The organism is Shewanella glacialimarina, assembly GCF_020511155.1.
Lineage (GTDB): Bacteria > Pseudomonadota > Gammaproteobacteria > Enterobacterales > Shewanellaceae > Shewanella > Shewanella glacialimarina.
In genome coordinates, this window is sequence record NZ_CP041216.1 from 3154468 (window position 1) to 3173051 (window position 18584).

Here is an 18584-nt window from a genome sequence, read left to right on the forward strand (position 1 = left end):
TTTAGCTTGCTATTAACCAATTACTTTTTGAGAAAATACTCGCTCGCCCAAAGCGTTCAAAATAGTACACTCGCCATCTAATACCGCAATAATCGATTTTCCGCGACGAAAGCTATCAGGGATCATCACCCGACCAGACTCACTAATGGTTAAATCAGTTAATACTGTGTTATGCATTTCAAGCCCTGCGGGTGCTTCATAAAATAATATTGTCACAGTGGCTAATGACGGTTTATCGCTATTTGCATCTTGCTTTGATTCAGATTTCATTCTTTACTCTCGTACCAGTAGACACTAGTTAAGTGAAGGATTAATTAGCCAATATTCCGTATTCAGTCTATCAATCTTTTTCATTTATATACTGTGATGTGATTAAGTCATAACAAAAATCACATCACTTTTAAGTTTAATAATATGCTTTTTACCGCGTTAATCCTATACAAAAAGAAACAAAGGTAACCAAAATGTTGCCAAAATCATCTTTGTTGATTGAATATAACCTCGCTTAAACCGACATATGTTGATTTAAATATAGATTATCTACACGTTTTTTAAAGTCTGATCTAAACAGCTTGAATGATTCCTGCTAGAATCGATGACAATTTTTAGCCTTAAACATTTAATAAAACGAGATTAAGATGGGCAGAGCATATCAAAATAAAAAAGAGTCCATGGCGAAAACCGCTGGCCAAAAGACACGTATTTACTCACGTTACGGTAAAGAAATTTACATTTGTGCTAAAGGCGGTGTTGACCCTGATGGCAACTTAGCACTACGTAGCTTGATTGCCCGCGCGAAGAAAGATCAAGTTCCAGCACACGTTATTGAACGTGCTATTGAAAAAGCCCGTGGTGGCGGTGGTGAAGATTACGATACGGCTCGTTATGAAGGTTTTGGCCCTGGTGGTTGTATGGTGATTGTTGACTGCCTAACTGATAATGGTAACCGTACTTTTACTCAAGTTCGCCAGGCGTTTGTTAAAAATGATGCCAAGCTAGGCGGTCCAGGTACTGTTGGCCATATGTTCGAACATCAAGCGGTATTTGTGTTTGATGGTGATGACGATGAAGCGATTTTAGAACTGCTTATGATGGCTGACGTTGACGTTGCCGATGTAGAACTAGAAGATGGCATTATCAGTGTATTTACACCGGTATCTGAATTTAACAATGCCCGCACAGTATTAACTGAAGCCTTCCCAGAAATTGATTTCAAGGTAGAAAACTTAGCTTTTGTACCACAAACCATGACTGAAATCAGCGGCGAAGATATCGAAAGCTTTGATAAGTTTTTAGCGGCATTAGATGATTGTGATGACGTACAAAACGTGTATCACAATGCTGAGATTAACGAGTAAGTTAATCACCGCATGCAGGCTAAAATTTATCAAAGCCTCTAATAAAAAACGCAGCTTAAGCTGCGTTTTTTATTAGAAGCTGGATCCGTTAACTCAATTAACGTAAATCCATCTCTTGTACTTTTTCATACGCAATTTCTGGCGCGGTGACTTCAGGCTTAGCATGCAAGTCTGCTTTTAAATGGCCTTTACGGTGTTTAAGTGCTGCGTCTAATTTTTTAGCTGCACTAGAAATAGCTGGGTACATCACTGAATCTAGACCTTTAGCGGCAATTCGAGTACCTTCATAATTGGTGCTAACTTCTACATCATATTCGCCATGTTCTTTAGCGATAATAATGTCTAATGCAATAAGGGTTGGAAAATGGTTAGCAAGCTTAGCGAACTTTTCTTCTACATGTTGTTTGACAGTGTCAGTAACATCTACATGGTGACCAGAAAGATTTATTTTCATAAAGTGTCCTTAGCGTTATAACGTTTCTTTAATGTCATATTAATTGACTGCATAAAAGAGAACTTGGGGCATTTACTGTAGATTTCAAGAGATTAAATCAAAAAAGTGTCAAAAAGGAATATCAAAGTCACATCTATAATTTAATTCTGTATTGCTTGTAACAGTAAAGTTAGATCAAACTAGTTGAACAACCTTGTTCTCAATCTGAGTTAACATCACCATACACACTTAGTATAGACATAAACAAGTAACTTTGTTTACTACTTTTACTCGCTTTACAACACAGCTCACAAAGCGGTCTAATAAATGGCTTTTTAAGTTAAAATTTAACCAGTTAAGCGTGTTGCACCCTACTTTGATAAACTTAAATTAATCTATAGGTTAACCCAATGTCTCTCAAAACCCTGCAAATAGATATTGTCTCGGATGTTATGTGTCCATGGTGTATCGTTGGCTATAAGCGGCTTCAGCAAGCCTTAATCTCTTTTAGTGATCTTGAGGTAAAAATCACTTGGCACCCGTTTGAGTTAAATCCCAATATGGGCAAACAAGGTCAACACCTTGGTGAGCATTTAGCTGAAAAATACGGCTCTACACCCGAGCAAAGTCAGCAAAATCGCGCCAATTTAACGGCTATAGGTAAAACGCTAGATATTGAGTTTAACTTCACCGACCAATCGCGTATTTACAATACCTTTAATGCCCACCAGCTGCTGCAATGGGCAAAGTCATTTAATAAACAAACTGAACTTAAACTCGCTTTGTTTGATGGCTATTTTACCCAGCAGCAAAACCCTGACGACATTGCAGTATTATTAAACCTTGTCGACAGTGTTGGATTAGACCGTGTCGAAGCAGAACAAGTATTAGCATCACAGCAATTTGCCGAGTCGGTTAGACAAGAGCAAGCTTTATGGCAAAGCAGAGGCATAAGTGCTGTTCCAGCGATTATATTGAATCAAAAGTATTTGATTTCAGGTGCACAAAGTGCGGATTACCTAATTGAAGCCATCAAGCAGTTGGTAGCAGAGTAGATAAACTCAGCCTCTGCTTGCTCAACTTTAGTTTACTCAGCTTAGTTTACTCAGCTTAGTTTACTCAGTTTAGTTTACTCAGTTTAGTTTACTCAGTTTAGTTTACTCAGTTTAGTTTGCTCAGCCTAGTCCCATAAAAAAACCAGCTTGCGCTGGTTTTTTGTTATTGATATTCAAGCAACTTTGTTGCGTTATATCGGTTAATTCAACTTAGTCACATTCAAGGTCGGTGAATCGCTACTTGGACCGGTTACCGTAAAGCGATAGGTTGCATTACTGGCGACAGATAACTTCATGTTAGCGCCCTTCTTAGCTAAGGTTTTAATCGCACCTTCAACAACGGTTTCATCAGCGGCAATAGCACCAAAGTCGACGGTAGACCAATCGCCTGTGGCGATTTTAAACTCGTAATCGCCAGAGGCAATGGCGATATCAACCGTGTAAACAGATGAGCCTTGATAAGCAAGCGCATCAACTTCTCCCCAACCATTCATGCCACCGCGAATATAAACGGTATTACCGGCAAACATATCGGTTTTATCTATGGTTAAGATAGGTTCGTTCCGGTTACTCATGTCAAATGTGAAGCTGTAAATGGCATCGCTATCAAAATTAAAGCCTAAATTAGCCCCTTTGACCGCTAACGCTTTAGGCACTCCTAGTTGAACGGTTCCATCAGCATCTGCGCTACCATAATCTACGCTGCTCCAGTCACTTGAAGCGATTTTGAAGCCTTTAGTGCCTGCGGTTACCATGATTTCAGCGCGGTATAAGCTGCCACCTAGATAAACCATTTCACTGTCAGTAGACCAACCATTCATGTCACCACGTAAGTAAACCGATGTGCCGACAAATGGCTCTTCATTGAACACAGTTAATACTGGGTTGTCTTTGTTTGCAGCATCTAATGAGAACACATAGGTTGCATCAGCAGCGGCGGTAAAGGTCATGTTGGCCCCTTTCGCGCTCAGTTGCTCAGCTATGTCCTCGTCAACCGCTGCAACATCGGCTGACACAGCACCAAAGTCAACAGTGCTCCAGTCAGCAGAAGCTATTTTGAACTCATAACTGCCTGCGGCCAGTGTGATCGCAATGCGGTACTCACCTGCGCCCACATAGGTGAACTTATCCACTTCCCCCCAGCCATTCATGCCACCACGAACAAATACATCTGTGCTGCCATAAGGCACAACATCGGGTGCACCAGCTGTGGCATTAGCACTTAAGCCTTCACCTTGAACATCACCTTGGTTTTTTACAAATACGGCTGTGGTGTAAGCCGGCACAGTAAAAGTACCCTCGGTATCACCCTGACTGAAGCTTGCGTCTTGCACTATGCTGTCAATAGACATCATCTGTTTAGCATGTAAGCTAAAGCCCGCGGCGGTGGCTATGGCATGTGATTGCGTTTGTGCGCTACCGTTTACCATCACCACTATGGCGTCAATAGCTGGGTCAATATCGGTTAGCCCTAGGCCGTCATCGATGCTCATGACTATCACGCCCTGCTGCTGATTTTTACCAATGTTATGGAAACCCACTCGGTCGATAATGTCTTGCGCCGTGGTTAAGCGGAACAACTTGCTTGATTGACGAATTGATAGAAACTCATTAAACACACTTGATGCAAAATCAATTTCTGACATTGACGCGGCGGCATTAGGGTTAGCTGAAATACCGCTAATCACCGACCATTTATCTTTATTGTCTTGTGCTAAAGGTAAGCCAACATTCCAGTTATTACTGTTTTTGCTAAAGTCGACCCAGTTGAACCAATCGCCGGCATCGTAGGTGTTACGGTCCATTGATTTTGAGCGCAGCATTTCACCGCCCATTTGGAAGAATGGAATACCTTGGCTCATTAACGGAATGGTGGCGGCAATATTCTGCACTCGAACACGGTGTTCTAACGATAAACCGACGTTATGTTTATATTGCAGAGTATCCCATAGGGTTTCGTTATCATGCTTTGACACATAGTTAATGCTGTCTGCCGGGTCTAAGGTGTAACCGGTTGGTTGGCTGTTCCAGCTAAAACTACTGCCTTTGGCTGAATTGCCGTTAAAGTCTTTTAGGATGTAGTTTTGTAAGTTACCCGCCATAGATAAGCGCAAGGTATCTTGATCACGTAAGTAATCATCTTTTTGCTCTGTGGCAAATAACGCGCCACCACGCACGGCTTCACGGATACGATCGTTAAAGGTGCCCACTTCACTGCCAGCCATATTGGCTTGGGTTGCCTGTTCGAATAATCGATTATCAGCCACCTCACCAAAGTTCCAACCTTCACCGTAGAAGTAGTTATCGGCATCGACAGCCTGAACCGCTTCTCGAGCCGCTAAAATACTGCTTTTGGGCATATGACCCATGACGTCGAAACGGAAACCGTCATAGCCATATTCTTTGGCTAAAATCACCATTGAATCAGACACAAACTTGTCCATCATTCTATGTTCTGTGGCGGTATTGTCACAACAGGTTGATGATTCAATTTTGCCGCTGATTTCGTTATATCTGTGGTAATAACCCGGTACCACTTTATCGAGTACTGAATTGTCCCATAACCCTGATGAACTGGTGTGGTTATAGACCACATCAAGTACCACGCGTAAACCAAGCTCATGCAAAGCTTTGTTCATTGCTCGCAATTCTTTTACTCGTGCAACCCCTTCAGGGCTTGAAGCATAACTGCCTTCTGGTGCAATAAAGTGCTGTGGATCGTAACCCCAGTTAAAACCATCGTATCCACGCATGGCATTGACTAGATCTTGTGCATCCCCTGAACCAGGTAAAAAGTCCGCTAATATATCAACAATTTTGGCGGCTTTATCTTCTGTTTTACAGGCTTTAGCATTGTCAGCAATCTTGCTGCATAACATGCCTAAGGTATCGGTAATTTCAATCCGCTTAGTCACATCTTCTTCTATGGTGGCAATATCGGTTACTGGCAATACATGAAAATGGGTAACACCGCTTTCAGCAAGTTGACGTAAATGCTCAACCGGCGCGCTGTCTTGTTCAGTAAAGGCTAAATACTTACCACGATTAGCGGCTGATGTGGTTTCATCTCTGATACTAAAATCACGTACATGGCCTTCATAAATAACGATATCTTCTGGGTTTTCTACCGTTGCAACTGTGTGCCCGTCCCAACCATCGGGTTTGGTGTCATCGTCAGATAAATTAATAAACTGACTGTAACGGCCATTGGTTGATACATTGAGTGAATAGGGATCTGTGGTTTCCAGTGTTTCAATTTTTTTCGATACTGGATGATAGACTTTTACTTCATAGCGATAATATTGACGGTCTAAGCTCATGTCGCCACTAAATGACCAAATACCGCTTAGGCTATCTAAGGTCATGGGCTCAGTTTTAGTCAGCTTTTTAGCACTGTCATATATCTTCAAATTAACCGATTGTGCCGTCGGCGCCCACACTTTAGCGCTAATACCGTTGTCGTACATAATGCCTAATGACGCTTCATCGGCATCTGCATCGCCCTGGGTATAAAGTGCATCTAACACTTTAGCCACTTGAACATGAGTTGCGGCAGCGGGCTTGTTATCACTGTCGTATGCGACTAACACCAATTGTTCTTTGGCGATATTTTTCGCTTCATCAAGGCTAAAGTTAGCTTCATAAGCAGGCCATTGTGCTAAATGTGGCACTAGGGCTTTTTGCTCGTCAGTGAGCGTGGCTTCGGTTAACTCAACTTGAATGCCGTTGATATTACTGTCGTTATCAGCTTCAATGCCTGCGGTTGCCGAATGATGTAATACAAATTTAGCGATGCCATCGGAAGATTCATTCCACACAAAGGTGTTTTGATCTAACCAATGAGCGCTAGCACCATCAATGGCAAAGCCGACATCTAAAATAGGATAGTCATACACATCACTTTCACCGTGAATGGTGAAGTTAGCACGGTTAAATTGTGCTTCAGGGGCAGAGTCATCGGCAAAAGACTTAAGGCTCATCACTGAATCGCCATCGCCTAATGCTTTGCCTGAACCTTCTGTGCCGATATGAATGATAAAGTTAGCGCACTCGCTGTAACCTTCTTTTAAATTGATTAACCAGTAAGCGCCGTAGTTTGGGTCGATACCATCAAAAGAGTGGCCATTAGCCCAGTCAGTTGAATCAAAGGGTGGCGCATAGGCGTCACAGGTATCATTGTTCCATGAATGGAGCTTATAACCGGGATAATTAGTATTACCACTGCTGTTATCTTTATCTTTAATGCGGTTGTAATACAACACAGCCTGATTAGGCCCAGCAAGTACAGAAGGCATAGGCAAGTCGGGGTTGTAACCGACAATACAGCTTTCATTATTAGCATCGGGAAACTTAGGTGCTGGGCAACTTAATGGTGGTGGCGGCACACACTCTGTTCCCCCTGCATTAGGTACGTTTGGTACATTACAGGTTAGTAATACTGTGCCTGGCTCGGTTGAGTCACTGCCACACCCCATTAGTGCTGTCATACTCAGTGCAAATACACTGAATGTCGTAATTGTTGACTTAGTCATCATGACTGACTTCTCCCCATCACTTTTTGCTGTAGAGCAACCGCTTGGTTGGTATTTGTTGTTATTGTTATATTGGTAACTTTGATAATTGCTAATTGATTACATCGCATAAGTGAACCCCATATAGAATTCGCGACCAAAGTACTGCAAGGTGCCGGTTTTGTTTTCGGTGCCGAAGTAACTTCTGGTAGGCTCGTCGGTTAAGTTATTCACCTGGAACAACACCCCTAGACCGTCAGTGACTTGGTATGATGCCTGGTAATCAATCACGGTTTCGCCGTCAAAGTTAACCACTTGCTCATTAATAGCGACTTGTTCCGAGACAAATTCATCACGGAAACGCGCACTTACGCGGGTTTCAAAACCTTCATAGGAATAAAACAAAGTGGCACTGACAACGTTATTAGACAGACCAGGTAAAGCTTGGGCTGTCGTATCGCCGCCAAGGTTAGTAATTGATTGCACTTCAGATTCTGTGTAGGAGTAACTCGCATTAAAACCTAATCCAGACCAGGCATCGGGTAGCGAGGCAAACACTTGGGTGTAAGCCAGTTCCAAGCCTCGAATGTAACCGCCTTCAGCGTTGTTCACTGCGGTGGTGTAAGTGCCATTGGTGGTGGCAATTTGCTCACCGCTGATTTCATCAGTGATATATTCAGGTACGTTGAATCCATTGCCTTTAAAGTCAAAGTTTTCAATCGCGACGGTATCAATGAATGAATCAATGTTTTTGTAGAAGATGGCCGCAACAAATGCACCTTCATCAAAATACTGTTCAAAGGATAAGTCGTATTGATCAGCATAAAATGGCATTAAAAATGGGTTGTTGGTGCTTGAACCATTAATTTTGCCATCATCAGATACTGATGCACTGATATCACCGGCTAAACGATTGATCGGTGGGCGTGACATCACTTTGGCTGCAGCAACCCGTATTTGTGAGTCTTCAGCCACTTTGAAGTTCAAGTTAATCGATGGCAGATAATCGGTATAGCTAACCCCTTGCACCGTTGGCGCGTAGTTTTGGTTAATAATGCCAATGCTGTCAGCAATATTTTGCGCGCCTAGGTTTACATCGCCTTCAACGTTTTGCAGCATGGTGGCTGATTGATCGGTATCAACCATACGCACACCAAAGTTACCGGTAACAGGAATACCCGCTATTTCAGAATCGATGTTAGCCATCACATAAGCAGATAATACTTCTTCATACACCTCGCCGCTTTGTAGCATGGTCCACGAGTAGTTAGTGGTGTAACCCTGAGGGTCGATAACGCCACCCGCATTGCCCCAGGTTTGTACCGGTTGTGGTACACCATTTGGAAACCAAGCGTTTAACGCGGAATCTAAGTCAATGGCTAAATAAGAGGGGAAGTAACTAAAGTCACCTTGCCAATCGACCACTGTGGTCATGTCGTCAGTAAGCTTTAAGGGCGGCTGAGATTTAGAAAAAGCGCCATCATTACCGTATTCAAATACCGAGCGGTCATTTGAATAGTTACGGTCAGAATAACGCGCGCCAAACTCAACGCTGGTAATCACATCCATTTCTAAGTCGTATTTAAAATCAACACGATAGGCTTTAACTTCATCTTCATTCAGAAAAGGATAAATACCGTATTTACTGACCATAACGCGGTCTATATCAGAAAAAGCATCGGCTTGATTAAAACCCACATCGGGTAAATCTAGGCCATTGAGTAAATAACTGATTGACACATTTTCATCAAAAATAGGGGTTTCTGCATTAGCATCTTGGGCGACATTAGCCCATAACAAACCGTTACGGAAATCACTTTTAGCCGATGATAACGACACGTCAACATTCACATTTAAACGATCAGTGACTTGCCAGTCGGCATTAATGCCAAAATTATTAACTTCATCAAAGTCTTGATTGTCATCGTTAACAATTTCTACCCGGGTATAGCTTTTTGAGGTGCGATTAAACGTGCCGCCAGTGACGCTGTTGCCGTCAAATACCGGGTTAGCAACACTAGCATTACGGCCGCCTAATTTGGCGCGAAAACCACGGGCAAACGATTCACTGTCAAAGCGAGACATAAACGCATCGGCTTTGAGCACAAAGTTATCAACGGGTGCCCATTCAATGGCGCCCATATAACCATTGCGGGTTTCTACGCCGCCTAGGTGCTGCATTTCAAAACCTTCACTAATGTATTCATAGCTTGGGTTATCAACCGGGCCGTTAGTATCGTTCGCTAGGCCATCTAACTCTTTAGAGTCGTTATAAGCCAAACCAATAAACTGCGTCGCGACGCTAGGTTGTTCTAAACGGGCATAACCAACCGCAATACCCACCGTATCTTCTAAAAACTTGCCTTGATAGGAAAAACTTAAGCGGCTGCCATATTCTTCTGCGCCAAACACTTCACTGGCGCGATCGTTATGCATGCCTCTGGCATTGACCACAAAACTATAGTCTTTATCTATGCTTAACGGGCTAATAGTTTGCAGCTCAACCGTCCCCGCTACACCACCTTCAATGAGTGAAGCCTTAGGCGACTTATAAACGGCGGCAGAGCTAATCAGCTCTGAAGGATATTGGTCAAACTCAATACTGCGCGAACCACTGGTAGAGACTTGTTCGCGACCATTAAGTGTTGAAAATACAAACCCGCCAGACATTCCGCGAATGTTAATTTCAGCGGCCTGGCCACCGGTTCGTACCGCGGAAATACCCGGTAAACGCGTTAATGCATCGGCCATTGAGACATCGGGCAAGGCGCCTAAATCATCGGCAGATAATTGCTCGGAAACCGTGTCACTAAATCGTTTAGAGTTAAGTGAATCAATAAGGCTACGACTGTAGCCTTTGACGGCAATGCGCTCGATTGCTTGATCATTTTCTGCAAGCGTGTCATCTGCAATAGCGTCACTGGCAGCTTGAACACTGGTGGTTTTATCCACTTCAAGGCTAGCATCAGCTTTAACTGTTTTGTGTTGCACTATGGGCTTTATATCATCTGCTGCATTAGCGCCATAAGACATGAACATCACGCTCATACCTGCTGTTGCTAAAGCCAATGATAAAACACTGGGTTTACTTTTGAGCATTGGTTTTCCCCTTCACCTTTAAGGTTTTTATTGTTGTCCAATACTCGGATATACCACCCACATTATGCAGAATACCGGACACTTATTATTCCGATATACTAGGCTTCTCCCCCTTTTGATAACAATACAATGCATACGTATTCATAACATATTGGTAACAATTGAATTTTCAACATCACAGCTAAAAAGCTAACTTGTGTATTTTTAGTGTTATAAATTAATACTTTGTAATTAGTTTTGGGTGCGCCATATTCATTTGTGTTAGTGCTCATAAGAAAATCATTTAAACCGAGCGCCTAAAAGCATAGATAAAACATGGACATTAGCGTCCAGTTAGTGTTGAATCAGCACCGAATAACGCATTGTGAATGCAATGTGGTCGCTCAAACTAGGAGTATCAGATGGGTTTTAAAGTCACTGTGGATTGGCACACTTCACCTGCAGCAGAGGGTGAGTTTAATCGTGATCATCAAGTCAGTTATGGCAGTGGTCAAGCGGTTCAAGCTTCATCAGCGCCAGAATATAAAGGCAATGCCGATAAAGTTAATCCAGAGGAAAACTTATTAGCTGCGCTGTCTTCTTGTCATATGCTGACTTTTCTGGCCATTGCACACCTAAAACGTTTACCGGTAGATAGCTATACTGATAACGCCATTGCTGATTTAGGTAAAAATGATGCAGGTAAAATTGCAGTGGTTAAAATGACCCTTTATCCTCAGGTTGTGTTTGCCGATGGCCTTGAAGTAAGCGAAGAAACAATCGCTAAAATTCATGAAAAAGCCCACGCCAATTGCTTTATCGCTAATTCTTTAGCCTGTGAAGTTGAAATTAAGCATTAATTTTTAGCTTAATTATGCTGTTTTGATTGTTAACAATCATGCGCTAAACATAAAGCACCAAACACAAAAAAGCCGCTTTCGCGGCTTTTTTGTGTCTACTTATCCATATCTATTTATGCTTGTTTTAAAAGTGCCTATATCACTACAGGCACTTTAAGTATGACTATTTAATATCATCCGCTTTGCCACTTTTTGGCAACGGCAATGCGTTAAGCGGTAACATTGGCTGCTTAGCTTGCGCTTGCTGTAAGTATTCAATCGCGGCGGCTAACTGAGCATCGTCCCCCTGGTATGTTGCATGGGGTAAGTTACTCACTTCAATATCCGGTTCAACCCCATGGGCTTCAACTACCCAGCGACCGTCCATTGCATATTGTGGATACTCTGCAACCCTTGCCATGCCATTGTCAGTTACACTGTTACGACCCGATAACCACACCCCTGCACCAGCGGTTTGCTTACCGATTAGCGGCGCTATACCTAGGGCTTTAATACCTGCAGAAAAGGTTTCCCCATCTGAATACGTCATTTGATCAGCCAAGACCACTAGCTCGCCACGGAATGTTTGCTGCATATTGGTGCTAGCACTGCCATGGGTGGGTTTCCAAAATGCCCACGCTTTACGCAGTAATTTCTCAATAATCCAACTGTCAATATTACCGCCTCTATTGCGGCGAACATCGATGATTAATCCTGGTTTGTCGTAGTTGGTGTAAAACTCACGCGCAAAACTTTCTATATCGCCAGCGCCCATAGCGTATAAATGCAAATAACCAAACTCACCCTTTGATGCTTCGGTAACTTTAGTTTGATTATGTTGCACCCAATCTAAATAACGCAATGTGGCATCAGTGTTAGTGTCGGTAGGTAACACCACGGTTTTATGTTGATTTCTGCCACGCTCTAGGGTTAATAACACTTGTTTGTTGGCTTGGTTACGCAATAGCTGTGTTACATCACCTAAATTTGCCACTGGCTTACCGTTAATGGCTTTAATGATGTCACCCACTTGGGCATCAACTTCAATACGGGCTAATGGTGAAGCCTGGCTCGGTAACTCAGGATCATTTTGATAAATATGGGCTATCTCAACGCCTTTGGAACTCAGATTTAACCGTGCACCGAGTGACGCCGATTTTGCCGCATCGTTATCCTGCACCATATCGCCACCGCGAACTTGCGAGTGTAGCGAGTTCAGCTCGCCCATCATTTGTTCAAATATATCGTTTAGCTCGTTACGTTCGGTGACCCTTTGCAGTAAAGGTTGATACTTAGCCTTAGTCGCTTGCCAATCTAGTCCGCGCATTTGGGTATCAAAAAATTGGTCTCGGTGCATTAACCACGCATCTTCAAATATTTGCTGCCATTCTTGCATAGGTGAAATGCGTAATTGCCATTGATTTGTTTTCACCTTCGCCTGACTCACATCTGCAGGTAACTTCTCACCCGCTGCAACAATCAATAACTCTTTCGGATTGGCTTGTTTGCGCAGTAAAATAGTGGATTGATCATCAGCTAGAGTAAAGTCAGCGACATCTTCAGCAAATACGTCCACTTTTGGCGCGACATTATCGAACTTAATCCACTTTAAAGCGCTTTTATCATTCACACTATCAATAACATACAGACCTGATTTTGATTGTTGTAAACGGCTGTAATTGCCTGACTCAACAGGTACTTGCCATAGTCGTTGCGCCAAGCCTTGCCATTCAAGTTTTATGTCGGCTGTTTCAACTTTACCCTCATCATCTTTGTCATTTTGTACTGATAACTCTGTTGTTTTAGCAAACGGAAATAGTGCTTTTTTATTTAACGCCAGGGCAAACACTTGGGTGCGTTTATCAAACACCGGGCCCATGTTTCTGTCGCCCCAAGGTGAACTTGGCGTGGCATTGAAATCACGATTAGATAAAAAGTATAGCCAGTTACCATCTAAACTAAAGCTTGGTGAGAATGATTCATATTTATCAGAAGTTAGTGTTTGCGCTTTAGATTCATTAACTGAATACAGCACGATTTGTGGGCGTTGCTTACCGATTTCAGCTTTAGTTAATGCGATATATTCGCTGTCTTGTGACCAGACAATATCTTGATATGGCCCTAGACCTTCGCCATTAACGGCAATTTTGCTATTTTTACTCGTGGTTAAGTCAAGTAACCACACATTGCCCATATAATCGTCATGGACCAAATATCGACCACTCGGTGAAAGCTTTAAGCTGGTACGTAACGTATTGCCATCTTTAGTCAGCTGTTTTGCACCTTCGCTGCCATCGGCTGGGAATTGCCATATTTCTTGTTCGCCAGAAGCATCACTTATGCCGTATACCCATTTACCATTTTTACTCAGTAATGCATCACGTACCCTGCTATCGGGTGCCGACGCTATTTGTATTAAACGACGATCATCTTTATTGGCAATAGCAACATGGCTGCGAGCAGTTATCACCACTTGATCGCCTTTAGGGCTCAAGCTGGTTGAGGTAGCGTAATCCATTGGATCATTAACCCAGTGCTCACGTCGATGGGGAAAATCACTGCTTAATTCGACATCCACAACCGAGTCTTTATTACTGGCGAGATCAAATAATTTGATGTCTGCACCCTGCTGAAAAACCACTTTACCTTGATATAATTTAGCATCTCTGACTTGCCAATCGGTATATTGGCTATGCTGCTTAATGTCGCCTCCGGTTAATGACATAGACCAAATATTATCATTACCTGATGCATCACTAATAAAATAAACTCTGTCCTGCCACAACATAGGTTGACGTACTGACCCTTCATGTTGGGTGGTTAATTGCTGTGCTTCTTTGTCTTCGCCTAAACGATAACGCCAAATTTCACCTTTGGCGCCGCCACGATACACTTTGGCATTATCACCACTGGCTTGCAGACCAAATTGGGTAAAATAAACATATTCGCCTTTAGCATCAATCACCCCTTCTATCGCATCGGCAAGCGGTAAATTAGTTACCGTTAACGTATCAGGATTAATGGTTTTTAATACCCAGAAGTTTGCTGGACCAAAGGCATTGTCAGTGGAATACAGGATCTCACCTGTGGCTGTCCAGCCTTGTAGTCTTATCCGCGAGTTTTCAAAGCTGACCCGCTTGGCCACGCCACCGGCCATAGGCATAACATACACTTCTGTTGCACCTTCGTAGTTAGCGCTAAATGCAATCCATTGTCCATCTTGGGAAATACTGGCATCGGTTTCTTCCGCCGCTTGAGTGGTTAACCGACTGGCGACTTGGCTATTAAGCTGGGTTTTCCATAAATCCCCTTCAGCGGTAAACACTAAGGTATTGTCATGTAATGCGGGGGCGCGATAATAACCATTACTGGCTTGCACCACTGATGAGAACGCACTAACACAACCTAGGGCAATCATGCAGCTTAATACTGAGCGACGAAGTTTCATTAAGGGTTTATTCCATATTATTTTTGTTAGCAGACAAGTTACCAGAATGTGACTTTTTTAAAAGCCTAAAAATGTAACTAATGGCAACAGATTAATCGCCTTTATTGCGGTGTCTTCATAACGCTAGACTACTTATTTTGGAGAGAGGAAGCTCAATGGAAACGATATTAAGTGGCAAAGGTATCAGTTGACGTGAAGTGCTGTGATAAATATCACCGCTAAAATAGGCGCTAAGAGACATGTCCCATAGAGCCTATTTAGTTTGATTTAATAAAACATCACTTTACAGTTAATTGCTGCTTAATCTTGTTGTAATCTTCATGTAGTGGATGATTAAGATTATTCAACTCAGGAAACCGTTGCTCCATCGTTAACATGTAGCGCTCAGCTTGTGACAATTTTTTTAATTTAACCAACTCAGTTAACCTTAGCATCGCTTTATCAGCGGTATCTAAGGTGATCATACCTGAGTCTTTTAAATATTGATTATTAGCAACTTGGGTAAGTTCACTGTGTTCTGATGGTTTGAGTTCCGACATCATTTTTTGCTGACGACTTTGCTCAACTTGCTCAACCACTTTAGCGGTTTCATTCGCTTGTTCAGCTTGCTGCGATAAACTTGTTTGCGACGATCCTTTACTGCTAAATCTATCATCTGCGCTATGAGTGTCGACGATGTTTTGCTCTTGGGCGAATGACGACAATTGAGGTGCTGTAGACATAGGTGCTGCAGAGGTATTAGGTGCAGTCGAGTTAGGTGATGACATGGGCGCAGACTTAAGCGCGGCAGAGGCTGTTATGTCATTAGCTTGGTTATCAGCCACTGGCATATCCAATGATAACGCCTCAAAATCTGATGAGTTTAGACCGGATGGATTAAGCTCTAATGAATTATAGTGCTGCTTCATCGGCATCATCATAAACAAGCCTGCCACCAGCACCACTGATGCTGCGGAAGACAGTTGCCAACGATATTGTCGCCAACCTTTTATGCTTACAACATTCGTTTTGTCCTGGTTTTGAACCGCTAGCGTTAATGCCGCTGACTGACTTAAGCTTAATTCGGTTTGTGCTTGGGCTAAAATCGCTTCATCTAGTTGCGCTGATGGCTGCGGTTTGGGGCCTTGATGGTATAGCTTAGCGATTTCATCTTGTAAGGCTAAAAATGTTTCATCATGTTGTTGAGTCATCTTTATACCGCCTGTAATTTTTGAGTGACACAAGATTTAATACTTTGATAAGCATAGCGAATACGACTTTTAGTTGCTTCCACTGTCACTTGCGCAATATCGCTAATAACAGATGCGGTCAGGCCTAATTCGACATTAAGTAAAAAGGCTTCTTTTTGTACTGCAGGTAACAAATCAATACAGGCTTGTAATAATCTAGCTTGCTGTTGTTGCTGCAATTGGATATCAGGTTCTACATTTGACGCAGCGTTAAAGCTGTCCATGGTTTGATCTTCTGCCAACTCTTGCGTGTCATCCAAGGGCTTTACCGCGCGAACGTGATCGATAATTAAGTTATGGGCAATTTTATATAGCCAGGTGGTGAATTTAGCACTGACCTGATAATTTGCCGCCGCTTTTATTACCTTGCCCCACACCTCTTGATATAAATCTTCCGCCAAGACGTTATCGTATAGCTGACGCACAAAGTAACGATATAGCGGTCCTTTATGTTTAGTGTAAAGGGCCTCAAATGCTTTTATATCGCCCGACTGGTAAGCTAACATCAATTGCTCATCGCTTTGCGCATTAACAAGATTTACGTCTAACTCAAGGGTTTCACTATTATTTGCTGTCATGCACACTCTCTTAAAAATCCGTTTGTTTACCCATAAGCTAGAGGTTAAGTGCCACCAGCCTAGGGATAATAGTGTTAATTGGTTTGCATCGTTTTCGGCACTGAGCGAGTTACTGTAGGAGAAAGCGCTGATGAATACTCAGTTGGCTGTACCTTGTCATAAAAGCCCCCTTGTTGCCCGACACCCTGTTCAACGAGCAATTTAGCCGAACGCATTAATTGAACAAACTCATGCCGATAGCCAAATCTATCTTCGCCTAATCCCGTTTGAGCGAGTGTTATCAACTTATCATAATCAGTATTATGCACATAATGATTATGGTTGAGTAATTGCCCAAATCCCGCGACTGCGGCGGCAAACCTGAAATCATCACTGGCTTGTTGAATGCCTTTAACTTCGATGTCGGCATAAATAGGCTGGCTGATTAATTGACTGTCATTTGCCGCTAATTTGCCACCTGAAAAGGGTTTATAACGCAGTTTTAAGAATGCTATTTCGTTACGCGTAAATGGCTTACCCACCTCCCCTGAACTCGGCTCACGATTTTGCTTATAGCGTAATGGCTCATGCATTAAACTTTCACTGTCGTTATAACGTAGCTCGTAAATTGCAGTTACGTTATGGCCGGCACCTATTTCGCCCGCATCCACGTTATCGTTATTAAAATCTTGGCGCTGTAACTGACGGTTTTCATATCCTATCAAACGATATTCCGACACGATGGCGGGATTAAACTCAACTTGAATTTTAACATCAGATGCGATGATATCTAAGGTTTGTGATAATTGATCATGTAACATTTTACGTGCTTCATTGAGGTTATCGATATAGGCATACTGACCATTAGCTTGATTAGCCAGTTGCTCTAATAAAACATCGTTAAACTGGGCAGATTGCGAGCCTAAGCCAAACCCTAATGTGGTCAAGCCAATACCCTTATTTCGCTGCTGGGTAACGTAGTTAATCAGTTCTGTCTGATTAGTCATACCAAGGTTAAAGTCGCCATCGGTTGCCAGTAACACCTGATTAATACCTTGATCAATAAAATGCTGAGCTGCTAAGTCGTAGGCGAGTGCCAAGCCTTTTCCTCCGTTAGTGCCGCCACCAGCTTGAAGGTTATTTAACGCCTGTTTTATCTGCTGGGTATTATTGCCTTTTGCGCCACTAACTACTTGGTGTACGCCATTGGCATATACCACAATAGAGACTCTATCTTGCGCGGTTAATGATTGGGTTAACATTAATAAGGCTTGTTGTAATAATGGTAATTTATCCACTGCAGACATTGAGCCTGAAACATCAATTAAAAAGACTAAATTTTTAGCTTTTATTTGATCCGCTGCTAGCTTAAATCCTTGAATGCCTATGCGCAGAAGCTTTGCATCTTGGTTATACGGCGAGGGAGCTAATTCGGTATTAATGCTAAAAGGCGCTTCATTTATAGTTGGTATGGGATAGTCATAATCAAAGTAGTTCAGCAGTTCTTCCACACGAACACTGTTCTTTAGCGGTAATATTGCACGGTTTATTTGCTGTCTCATGGTGGTATAACTTGCAGTATCAACATCAATTGAAAAGGTCGATATGGGCGTTTCTGCGGTGACCATATTGCCATTTTGCACATAGGCGGCAAAATTTCCGATGGCACCGATGCGATTTTCATTCGACACTAGATGATATTTGTCATTCGCGTTTTGATGAGTAAGTACAGATGATTTAACCCAATCTGATTTAGCCTGACGTTCAGCAATATCTGTGCTGGTTTGCGCTAACGAATAAGTAATCCCTTTACTGTCGTTGGGCATTTTTTGTTGCTCGTTTATTCGCTTATCAATCTGCCCTGCTTCAAGTGGCATAGATTCTGATGAAATACCTTCAGGCCCAACAGATTCGGATTCAAGTTTTTGCTGACAGCCCACTAATCCTAAAGCACCGATGAGCAATAAGCCCATTGGCCATTTTGCTGCAGAATAACAGTAATGCTGCGAAAGTAGATGCTGTGACTGGTTATATCTTGAGAGTCGTAATGAAGTAAAAATAGTCATGGTAAAACCC

At 42.5% G+C, this 18584-nt stretch carries 11 protein-coding genes; 3 read left to right on the forward strand and 8 right to left on the reverse strand.

Annotation, left to right across the window (positions count from 1 at the left end):
- Nucleotides 1-12: 12 nt before the first annotated feature.
- Entirely contained in the window at nt 13-270 is a 258-nt protein-coding gene (locus tag FJ709_RS13825) for a TIGR02922 family protein (protein ID WP_226410611.1), read from the reverse strand.
- Between the two features lie 368 nt (nt 271-638).
- Here FJ709_RS13825 and FJ709_RS13830 point away from each other — a divergent pair, with 368 nt between their 5' ends.
- Nucleotides 639-1358 carry a YebC/PmpR family DNA-binding transcriptional regulator gene (locus FJ709_RS13830; RefSeq protein ID WP_226410612.1) on the forward strand — a complete coding sequence of 240 codons (720 nt, stop codon included), beginning with the start codon at nt 639-641 and terminating at the stop codon, nt 1356-1358.
- A gap of 97 nt (nt 1359-1455) precedes the next feature.
- Here the strand turns inward: FJ709_RS13830 and hpf are convergent, their stop codons facing one another.
- Entirely contained in the window at nt 1456-1812 is a 357-nt protein-coding gene (hpf, locus tag FJ709_RS13835) for a ribosome hibernation-promoting factor, HPF/YfiA family (RefSeq protein WP_226410613.1), read from the reverse strand.
- Nucleotides 1813-2201: 389 nt separating this feature from the next.
- On the opposite strand from hpf, the gene FJ709_RS13840 reads away from it, so the two are divergent.
- Nucleotides 2202-2846 carry a DsbA family oxidoreductase gene (locus tag FJ709_RS13840; RefSeq protein ID WP_226410614.1) on the forward strand — a complete coding sequence of 215 codons (645 nt, stop codon included), beginning with the start codon at nt 2202-2204 and terminating at the stop codon, nt 2844-2846.
- 200 nt (nt 2847-3046) lie between these two features.
- Here the strand turns inward: FJ709_RS13840 and pulA are convergent, their stop codons facing one another.
- Complete coding sequence (gene pulA / locus FJ709_RS13845) at nt 3047-7381, reverse strand: pullulanase-type alpha-1,6-glucosidase (protein ID WP_226410615.1); 4335 nt, start codon at nt 7379-7381, stop codon at nt 3047-3049.
- 96 nt (nt 7382-7477) lie between these two features.
- Entirely contained in the window at nt 7478-10456 is a 2979-nt protein-coding gene (locus FJ709_RS13850) for a TonB-dependent receptor (protein WP_226410616.1), read from the reverse strand.
- 401 nt (nt 10457-10857) lie between these two features.
- On the opposite strand from FJ709_RS13850, the gene FJ709_RS13855 reads away from it, so the two are divergent.
- Nucleotides 10858-11295 (forward strand): OsmC family protein, encoded by a 438-nt coding sequence (locus FJ709_RS13855; protein WP_226410617.1) that lies wholly within the window; start codon nt 10858-10860, stop codon nt 11293-11295.
- 163 nt (nt 11296-11458) lie between these two features.
- On the opposite strand, the gene FJ709_RS13860 is transcribed toward FJ709_RS13855, so the two are convergent.
- The 4 genes from FJ709_RS13860 to FJ709_RS13875 all read right to left on the reverse strand — a co-directional run bounded on the left by FJ709_RS13860 (nt 11459) and on the right by FJ709_RS13875 (nt 18574).
- Nucleotides 11459-14722, reverse strand: a complete 3264-nt coding sequence (locus FJ709_RS13860) for a S41 family peptidase (RefSeq protein ID WP_226410618.1) — start codon at nt 14720-14722, stop codon at nt 11459-11461.
- Nucleotides 14723-15000: 278 nt separating this feature from the next.
- Nucleotides 15001-15912, reverse strand: a complete 912-nt coding sequence (locus tag FJ709_RS13865; protein WP_226410619.1) for a hypothetical protein — start codon at nt 15910-15912, stop codon at nt 15001-15003.
- Nucleotides 15913-15914: 2 nt separating this feature from the next.
- The gene (locus FJ709_RS13870; RefSeq protein WP_226410620.1) at nt 15915-16529 is read right to left on the reverse strand and encodes a sigma-70 family RNA polymerase sigma factor; all 615 of its coding nucleotides are present in this window, start codon (nt 16527-16529) and stop codon (nt 15915-15917) included.
- 74 nt (nt 16530-16603) lie between these two features.
- Entirely contained in the window at nt 16604-18574 is a 1971-nt protein-coding gene (locus FJ709_RS13875) for a vWA domain-containing protein (protein ID WP_226410621.1), read from the reverse strand.
- Nucleotides 18575-18584: the final 10 nt, after the last annotated feature.